Here is a 1,400-nt window from a genome sequence, read left to right as displayed (position 1 = left end):
CAACGGCAGCGGATTGGGCTGGCGCGCGCCATCTACGGTAATCCGTCCTTGGTGGTGCTCGACGAGCCGAATTCGAACTTGGACGCCTTAGGGGAGGCCGCTCTGGCGCAGGGGTTGCAGGCGCTCAAAGACCGCGGCGCGGCCTGTGTGCTGATCACGCACAAGGCCAACATCCTGACGCTGGTGGATTACATCCTGGTTCTGAAGGATGGAACTGTCTCGACCTTCGGCCCGCGTGACACTGTGCTGAAGCCACACGCTGCGCAGCGGGGCAGCGCCCCAGATGCGCCGCAGCAAATCCCCAGTCACCTTAGAGCGGCCGGATGAGCGGAATGCGATCCGACCTTTCTGTCACCGTGCCTGCGTCTGCGGATGAGGCGCAAGTGGTACGCACCAGCAAGCGGACCCCCCTTCGACGGGCGTTGAGCCGTCAGCGTGCCGCGTTTCTGCATGCTGGGCTGATCAGTCTGTTTCTCAGCGTGTCCGTTCTCACCGGCAGCATCTTTGTTGAGCAGGTCAATGACCGTGTGCTGCTGCACCGGCATCTCGTCACGTTGGTCATCCTCTTTCTTGTGCTCGTGGTGCAATTGGCGATCGCTGGGCTGTTGTCGAAGCTGCGCGACTCCATCCTAGAGCGCGTTGGCCTTCAGATCGATGCCGAGTTGAGGCCCACCCTGTTCGGCCGGAAGGTTCGAGCTGCGATTGGCGCTCGCATCCCACACGCCGGTGGCGGGCTCGCGGACCTTGACCTGATACGAAACTTCGTCTCCGGAAGCGGCGTGTCGAGCATGTATGATGCTCTGACGATCCCAATCTATCTGGCTGCCTGTTTCGCCATGCATGTCTGGCTCGGCGCCTTCGCAACATTTGGCTTGTGTCTGGTGGTTCTGCTGGCGGTTGTGCAAGCAGCTCTGAGGACACGCCCGAAAGCGGGACATGCGGCGTCGGGGGCCCACGGCGCTGCCCTCGCCGACACGTTTAAGAACATCGAGGCTGTCCAAGCGCTCGGGATGCGGGAAGTGTTTCGCAATCGATGGCTTCTTGCGCATCGGCAAAGCCTGCGGGAGCAAGCTGCCCTTGAGGACGGTGTTGCCCTTGTCTCGTCTGCAGCGCGGTTCCTAACGAGCGCCTTTGGAGGGCTCTGTATGGCGCTGGGGGCTTACCTGGCCATCCAGGGCGAGATTTCACCCGGCAACGTCATCGGCGTGATGCTGATCGCTGGCAAGTTGCTCCAGCCCGTGGCCGGTGTGACCGCCGAATGGCCCTCATTTTTGCGGGCGCGTCAGGCGTATGGGCGGCTTCAGGCTCTGTTCCGGGCTGCGGAGGCAGGCCCCCAGCGTCTGTCTCTGCCTCGGCCGAAGGGGCAGGTTGAGGTGACCTCGCTGGCTGTGACGGCGCCA

At 62.9% G+C, this 1,400-nt stretch carries 1 protein-coding gene and 1 pseudogene; both read left to right on the top strand.

Annotation, left to right across the window (positions count from 1 at the left end):
- A pseudogene (locus MKK68_RS14390) lies at nt 1-327 on the top strand (type I secretion system permease/ATPase); the annotation flags it as partial.
- Between the two features lie 95 nt (nt 328-422).
- On the top strand, nt 423-1,400 hold a 978-nt coding region (locus MKK68_RS14385), incomplete at its 3' end, for an ABC transporter transmembrane domain-containing protein (protein WP_244030848.1).

The sequence above is a fragment of the Methylobacterium sp. E-016 genome (genome assembly GCF_022829745.1).
Lineage (GTDB): Bacteria > Pseudomonadota > Alphaproteobacteria > Rhizobiales > Beijerinckiaceae > Methylobacterium.
The sequence above is the reverse complement of the archived record's forward strand: the minus strand, read 5'-3'. Positions and strand labels throughout refer to the sequence as shown.